Origin of the sequence: uncultured Virgibacillus sp. (genome assembly GCF_947495635.1) — a bacterium.
Taxonomy (GTDB): Bacteria; Bacillota; Bacilli; order Bacillales; family Amphibacillaceae; genus Virgibacillus; species Virgibacillus salarius.
This window is the reverse complement of record NZ_CANMAB010000147.1, coordinates 1-6,989: the sequence shown is the minus strand read 5'-3', so window position 1 is coordinate 6,989 and position 6,989 is coordinate 1. Positions and strand designations below refer to the sequence as shown.

Annotated in this window: 5 protein-coding genes; 2 read left to right on the top strand and 3 right to left on the bottom strand. The window is 36.8% G+C overall.

The genetic code is table 11. The features are described from left to right. Positions 1-482 precede the first annotated feature (482 nt). Entirely contained in the window at positions 483-1,670 is a 1,188-nt protein-coding gene (locus tag Q1A47_RS19470; RefSeq protein WP_026682769.1) for a NupC/NupG family nucleoside CNT transporter, read from the top strand. Between the two features lie 292 nt (positions 1,671-1,962). Here Q1A47_RS19470 and Q1A47_RS19465 read toward each other — a convergent pair whose 3' ends face one another. Then, on the bottom strand, positions 1,963-3,324 hold the full coding sequence (locus Q1A47_RS19465) for an MATE family efflux transporter (protein WP_026682768.1): 1,362 nt from the start codon (positions 3,322-3,324) through the stop codon (positions 1,963-1,965). Positions 3,325-3,428: 104 nt separating this feature from the next. Here Q1A47_RS19465 and Q1A47_RS19460 point away from each other — a divergent pair, with 104 nt between their 5' ends. Then, positions 3,429-4,505, top strand: coding sequence for an undecaprenyldiphospho-muramoylpentapeptide beta-N-acetylglucosaminyltransferase (locus Q1A47_RS19460; RefSeq protein WP_166529822.1), 1,077 nt, complete (start codon positions 3,429-3,431; stop codon positions 4,503-4,505). A gap of 80 nt (positions 4,506-4,585) precedes the next feature. Here Q1A47_RS19460 and Q1A47_RS19455 read toward each other — a convergent pair whose 3' ends face one another. Together Q1A47_RS19455 and Q1A47_RS19450 are read right to left on the bottom strand one after the other, a co-directional pair. Then, complete coding sequence (locus Q1A47_RS19455) at positions 4,586-5,725, bottom strand: Ger(x)C family spore germination protein (RefSeq protein ID WP_080668752.1); 1,140 nt, start codon at positions 5,723-5,725, stop codon at positions 4,586-4,588. Then, positions 5,715-6,836: a GerAB/ArcD/ProY family transporter gene (locus tag Q1A47_RS19450; RefSeq protein ID WP_166529823.1), complete on the bottom strand. Its 1,122-nt coding sequence runs from the start codon at positions 6,834-6,836 to the stop codon at positions 5,715-5,717. The genes Q1A47_RS19455 and Q1A47_RS19450 overlap by 11 nt, the downstream gene beginning before the upstream one ends. Positions 6,837-6,989: the final 153 nt, after the last annotated feature.

The following is a 6,989-nucleotide window of genomic DNA, read 5'->3' as shown; positions in this document are numbered from 1 at the left end:
AGCGGAAGGACAAACCCCACGGAAAGGGAAGTGGGCAGCCGGAGTGGTGGTCAAGCAGTAGCTATTATTCCATAATAACTACTAGAGGAAGCGTAAATCGGAGCATGTAGTGATAAGGACTGAGCTAATTTTGCTCCGTTTTTTTAATAGTCTAGAAACTATAAAATTAGCCCGTGTGGAAAGATATGGGCGTGTTGAGCCGCGTCCAGAAACTAGGCTGCTTCATGAATTGCACGAATCTAAGTCATCATCAGCTCGCAAGCTCACTGTGATTCCTTTACTTCGCTCTAGTCGCTCGCTTCCGCTTTTGTTTTTGGGATAGAAGCAAAATAATTTGTTTTTTCTATTTAAAAAGGGGAACAAATAAAACAGGATATTTAAATTTACAGAAAAAACAATCTCTTGCATGACGTCTGACAACTTGGTACAATGACCTATGTATCAGAAATAATGAAAACAGTTACAATAGGGAGGAAATCAGTGTGGGAATACTTCTAGGATTACTGGCGATCGTCGTTGTCCTGGGACTAGCATTTTTAATGTCTAATGATAAGAAAAGTATAAATTATAAAGGTATTATCATTATGTTAGTCTTTCAGCTGTTGATCACCTTTTTTATGTTCGAGACCAAAATTGGTCAAACGATTATTACAGGAATTTCAGCTGGTTTTAATAAATTAATTGAATTCGGTACAGAAGGGATCAATTTCGTAGTAGGTGGATTCGTATTAGAGGAAGGCGGCGTATTCTTCTTCAATGTCCTATTATTAATCATCTTCTTTGCTACGTTGTTATCCGTTTTAACATATTTACGTATTCTTCCACCACTTATTAAATATTTGGGTGGGTTAATATCAAAAGTGACAGGGCTTCCAAAGGTTGAGTCATTTAATGCTGTAAACAGTATATTCTTTGGACAATCTGAAGCATTGATTGCTATTCGTTCACAATTTCATCATTTAAATGCTAATCGGCTTTATATTGTAAGTGCTTCCGCCATGGGGTCTGTATCCGCGTCGATTGTTGGAGCATATTTGCAAATTTTGCCTAATGACTATGTATTAGTTGCACTGCCTTTGAACATGTTAAGCGCATTAATGATTTCTTCAATAATTGCACCGGTTAAAGTACCGAAAGAAGAAGACGTTGTGGATATTAAAGATGTGACGAATGATAAAAGTATTTTCGAGGCGATGGGGAATGGTGCGCTAGAAGGCGGAAAGATAGCTTTAATTGTAGCGGCAATGTTGATTGCGTTTATTGCTTCATTAGAGCTTGTAAATTGGCTGATTCAATTAATCTTTTCTGGAGCGACACTTCAACAAATTTTGGGGTATATTATAGCTCCTATTGGTATTCTGATGGGGATATCTCCAGGTGAGGTCGTCCAAGCTGGATCAATTATGGGAACAAAAATTGTAACAAATGAATTTGTCGCAATGTTACAATTCCAACCATCGATTGATTCTCTGTCAGAGAAAACCGTTGGTATCGTTTCTGTCTTCTTAACAAGCTTTGCAAACTTCTCCTCCATCGGTATTATTGCTGGAACTGTTAAGGGAATTGATGCAAAGAAAGCTGTGAGCGTATCTGGCTTCGGGCTAAAATTGCTCCTTGGTGCAACTTTAGCATCGATCTTATCAGCTACCGTTGCCGGCTTATTCTTATAAGATATGATAGGTAGGATGATTGGAGTCTAAGACAAATGTAAATAAGAAACAATCAAAAACGAACGATGATTAGTTGAATGAAATTAATTATCGCTCGTTTTTTGATTAGAATAAATATTTTAGCACCTGAAATAAGCGAGATTCCGGTGAAACAGCACGAGTCCGAAGATCCATTTGGTAACGTGTTTTTTCTTTAACTAGTTAGCTGGTTAATAATGATCACATTTCAAAACATGAACTGAGCTACGATCCGAATAACTTCATACATTGGGACTCGCTTTCATCATCCATGCTAATGCAAATGGGAGGTATGGACAAATTTCCGTTGTAGATAAAGTAAACGCCATAATAGAGCGATAGCTCCCACAGTCAATCCAGTAATTATACCAACCCAATAGCCAAAAGGTTCAAGAACTGTATAGTTTGCTAAAATCCAACCAACCGGTAAACCAATTATCCAATAGGAGATTAACGCCATGATTAACGTAACATTAACATCTTTATAACCGCGCAATGCTCCTTGGATGGGTGCACCAAATGCATCAGCGAGCTGGAAGAAGATAGCATAAAAGATAAATTGCTTTGTAAGCTGGATAACTTCAGGATTTGAATTGTACATGGCGGCTACCCAATCTCTTGTAATATATAATACAAATCCTGCAAAAAGGGCGATAAATATGCCACCACTAATACCGATATATCCATACGTACGTGCATCTAAATATCGTTTGGCACCTATTTCGTAACCTATAGCAATAGTCAGCGCCATTCCAACGCTTAATGGAATCATATAGAGCAAGGATGCGAAATTAATTGCTGCTTGGTGGGCGGCGATAGTATAGGTACTATATACACTCATAAATAGCGTTACAGCAGAGAAAATGCTTGTTTCAAAAAACATGGCAAAACCAATTGGGATACCTATTTTTAATTGCTCCCACCAATCCTTTGCAGAAGGTTTTACCCAATTCGTCAAAATAGAAAATTTACGAAAAGGGGTAATTTTATAAATAACGGCTAGTGCCAAAATGGATACAAGCCAATAGGTTATCGAGGTTGCAATTCCTGCGCCAATTCCGCCATATGCTGGAATCCCAAATTTACCAAAAATAAAGATATAGTTAAAAAATAAGTTAAGCGGCAAGGATATAAGAATAATGAGCATAGATATCCGTGTTTGCCCTAGTGCGTCGATAAAGCATCTTACTGTATTAAAGATAAAGAGAGGAATTACTCCTGTCCCTAAGGCAATAAGATAATATTTCGCAGTTTGTCGAACCCCAGCTTCGAGTTCCATTAGGTTTAAAACAGGGTTTAGTAATATACCACCAATAGTACATACAATTATGGCAAGAACAATTGATAAATATATTGCCTGCTGTACACTATTGGTAACTTTATTTTCAGAGCTAGCTCCTGTGAGATGTGCAATTATGGGAGTAATGGCAAGTAAAATCCCATTTATACCAGTGAAAATAGGAACCCATAAGCTCGTCCCGATCGCGACACCTGCTAGATCTACTGCACCAGCACGACCTGACATGACAGTATCAAATATATTCATTAAGTACATACTCACTTGGGTAATTAGTATAGGAATTAATATTACAGCGAATAATTTTAGTTTTTCCTTTAGCGTTGTTGTCTGATACATAATTCTCTTCCTTTTTCATGTATTTTCTAATAGGATAGAAGAGGAGCGTAAAAATTATTATACCGTTTTATAGAGCAGTTTGGAAGAAAGGACGTTTTCACATAATGAAAAATAAACGAATACTATTTACTGGAGGCGGATCTGCAGGGCATGTCATTGTTAATTTAGCTCTGATTCCGTACTATCGAGATAAAGGCTGGGACATTGATTATATTGGTTCAAAAGATGGTATCGAACGAAAGCTTATAGGAGAAGTGGATGGTGTAACTTATCATCCTATTTCAACAGGAAAGCTCCGTCGTTATATGTCGATAGAGAATTTGAAAGATCCATTTAAAGTTTTGAAAGGAACAATGCAAGCAGCGAAAATAATTAAGAAACGCAAGCCATCCGTTATTTTTTCCAAGGGTGGATTTGTATCTGTACCTGTCATGCTGGCTGCAAAACTAACTGGTGTACCGGCAGTAGTTCATGAGTCTGATTATACACCTGGTCTAGCAAATAAAATAGCTATACCATTTGCTAAAAAAGTACTAACAACATTTTCAGAAACGATAAATTATGTGCCAGAAAAAAAATCAGAATATGTTGGAGCAGTAGTACGAGATGAACTATTTCAAGGGAATAGAGAAAAAGGTCTTGCTTTAACAGGGCTTACAAAGGAAAAGCCGATCTTATTAATCATGGGCGGAAGCGGAGGATCACAAAAAATAAATGAAACCGTTCGGGATAGCTTGCCAAAGCTAGTACCATTATTTCAGGTCATTCATATTTGTGGTGAAGGTAAAATTGACCATCAGATAAAAGAAAATGGCTACGTCCAATTTGAATATATTACAGATGATTTAAAAGATATCTTTGCAATAAGTGACTATGTTCTATCGCGTGCAGGGTCTAATGCTATCTTTGAATTTCTTGCACTGCAATTGCCGATGCTGCTAATACCATTATCTCGTCAAGCTAGCAGAGGAGATCAGATCATAAATGCAAAATCCTTTGCCGAGAAACGGTATGCAAGAGTGTTAGAAGAGGAATCGTTGTCAGAAGACACGCTTGTACATGAGCTGGAACAATTAAAGGAATTTGCACCAATTATGATCGATACAATGAAGCAATATAAGAGCGAAGAGGCACGAGATCGCGTTATTGAGATACTTACAGAAGTACAGAATGGAAAATAATCGTAGAGCCACTGTCACAAAGGGATAGTGGCTCTGTATTTTGATCTGTGGCTGTATTTAAATGTTCAAATAGCTCGACCCTATCTAATTGTTCCGTATTCAACGATTTTTACATCGACATTGTAATTCACGTCAATATCTGGGTATTTCTCACGCCATTCATTTTTCTCTAACTCTCCGTTAGCTTTATGCTCTCGGTAAATTTCGCCATATCCAAATGGGTCAGCCTTCATTTCCTGTGTTTTCTCTAAAAGCGCTTCATATTTCTTCTTGATCTGTTTTTCGATTTGTTTTTCCAATTTAGCAATGACACCCTTATTTTCTAATTCCAGTTCTAAAGACATCTCCAGCAAATTCATCTGAATGGTAATGTCTGTTTGAAACCGCAACTGGTTTTTATCCAGCAATTGTGTATTGTTTTTTCCTTTAATAATTCTACCATTTAGATGAATTTCTTCCTCCTTTTGACCGGAAAGACTTTTTTGAAAATAAGGTTTAAGGGGTTCTGATTGTACGCTAATATCAAATGGAGCAGAGTGAATGGTCTTTTGAAATAAATTAATTAGCAAGGCATCATGCAACGTCAGCCTGTCGACATAGCTATCATTTTGAAACATAGCTATTCCTGAAAACTTTGGTGTTCCTTCAACTGAGCTGATGATAGGCAGTACGGGGTCCTGCCCCTTTTCAAAATAAGCATGTGTAAAATCATAGAGCTCTGTCTTAGGTATACTATCATCTTGGATCTTTTGATTAATTAGCCCGTTCATAAATAGTCCCACATTTATATTTGTTTCCTCTTGTCCTTTTGTTATTACTTCTTTGGCAGTTGTATCTGTTATTGCTAATAGTACTCTGTCAGATGTTCGAGCATCACGAACTAATGTGTTTAAATAGGGGAAAATTCCCTTTTTAGCTACATCCATTCCATAAAGTTCGAGGCGAATCTGCCCGGGAGTTAGTGAGAAACTCGTTTTCGTATTTGCATCGTATCTTGCTTCTTTAATTGTTTTTCCAGTACCTGAAGCAATTTTAGAAATATCTTTTGTCTGTGTATCAAATTGGAAAATAACCAAGGTAGTATCAATTAAATCTTCACCTGAAAGATCAACACCTCTTGCGTTAATAATAGCTAATCGTTCAATTGGTTTCATTTGCATACATCCTGTTACTAAAAACAGGGAGGCAGCTAAAGAAAAGAGCATTCCTTTATTTAGCATGAGTCAGTCCTCCATTCCGTTTGTTTATTCGTTTTTTTACGATGACAAGAATTAGCAATAGAAATGGATACACATAAACGAGCCAAAAACCAAGTTGTGCAGTAAAGTTAATGATGAACTGTATAAGATAGTGCTCTTTTGTAAATATACTGGCAACTGCAAGTATAGCTGCTAAGACATAGAGAGAGTATTTTTGTGGGAAATAATATAAGCGCTTAAGCCCATAGGTAATAGCCCAGCAGCAAAGAATCATATTTGGTAAGGTGACCATCATCCATGCAGTTACGACGATATAGTCAAACCGTTCTACAAAAGAGAATGATTGAATTTTGAACAAACCGAGGACAGACCATTCTCTTGCACTGATCTCCTCAGGTGTAAAAAAACCAGTAACAATAACTGTTGCAGCGAGTACTAGTAGGGCAGACCAGAGTGCCCCTAAATATACAGGTAGTTTTACACTTTTCTTATTTATAACAAATGGATAGATTAAAAACAGGAACTCTAGCCCACTGAACGTATAAGCGGTACTCCGTGCACCCTTTAGTAATTCTGTTAAGGAGGATTGAAACATTGGCTGGAAATGAGACCAGTCCATTTCCCAGATTGGTTGTGCTAATAATAGGACAAGCCAATGAGAGAGAATGAAAAAAAGAAAACAAACACCAACAACTACTCGAATACCTCCCATAACACTATAAATAATTAAGGCAATTAATAATAATGCCATCAAAAAATTATTTAACCCTGGAAAAATAAAAATCGTTACTACTTCAATATACGTAATCAAAACAGTGAATAGACATAATCCGAAATATACAACATAAATGGCTCCGAGAAGCTTGCCTATCCATGTGCCAAATAGATCTACTTGGATTCCAAAAATATCTGCATTCTGATACTGCTTTAAAATCAAGAACATAGCTATGAGAAGAAATAGGATATAGATGAATGCAATAATGACAGCCAACCATGAATCCCTACCTGTCTCTGCAAATATAATTCTAGGTACTCCCATAATCCCTACACCAATTTGGATAGAGACAATCATAAAGAATAGGTAGAAGGATCGTAGCTGTAGATTTGGTTTTACAGTTAAATTTACTCTCACGCTTTCACCTACTCATCTATATCTTTTTTGCGCTTCGCTTTTTCTTTACTAAAACGGTATAGATCTTTTAAACGGAATCATTAGCGTTGCACAAAAAATTTTAAAAATAGTCAAGTGCGCAAAACTGGAATATTTATCAAAAATATACCAATT

Coding starts and splice junctions, on each gene's coding strand:
- Q1A47_RS19465 (WP_026682768.1), bottom strand. CDS start 3,324: ATGTATCAGACAACAACGCTAAAGGAAAAACTAAAATTATTCGCTGTA.
- Q1A47_RS19455 (WP_080668752.1), bottom strand. CDS start 5,725: ATGCTAAATAAAGGAATGCTCTTTTCTTTAGCTGCCTCCCTGTTTTTA.
- Q1A47_RS19460 (WP_166529822.1), top strand. CDS start 3,429: ATGAAAAATAAACGAATACTATTTACTGGAGGCGGATCTGCAGGGCAT.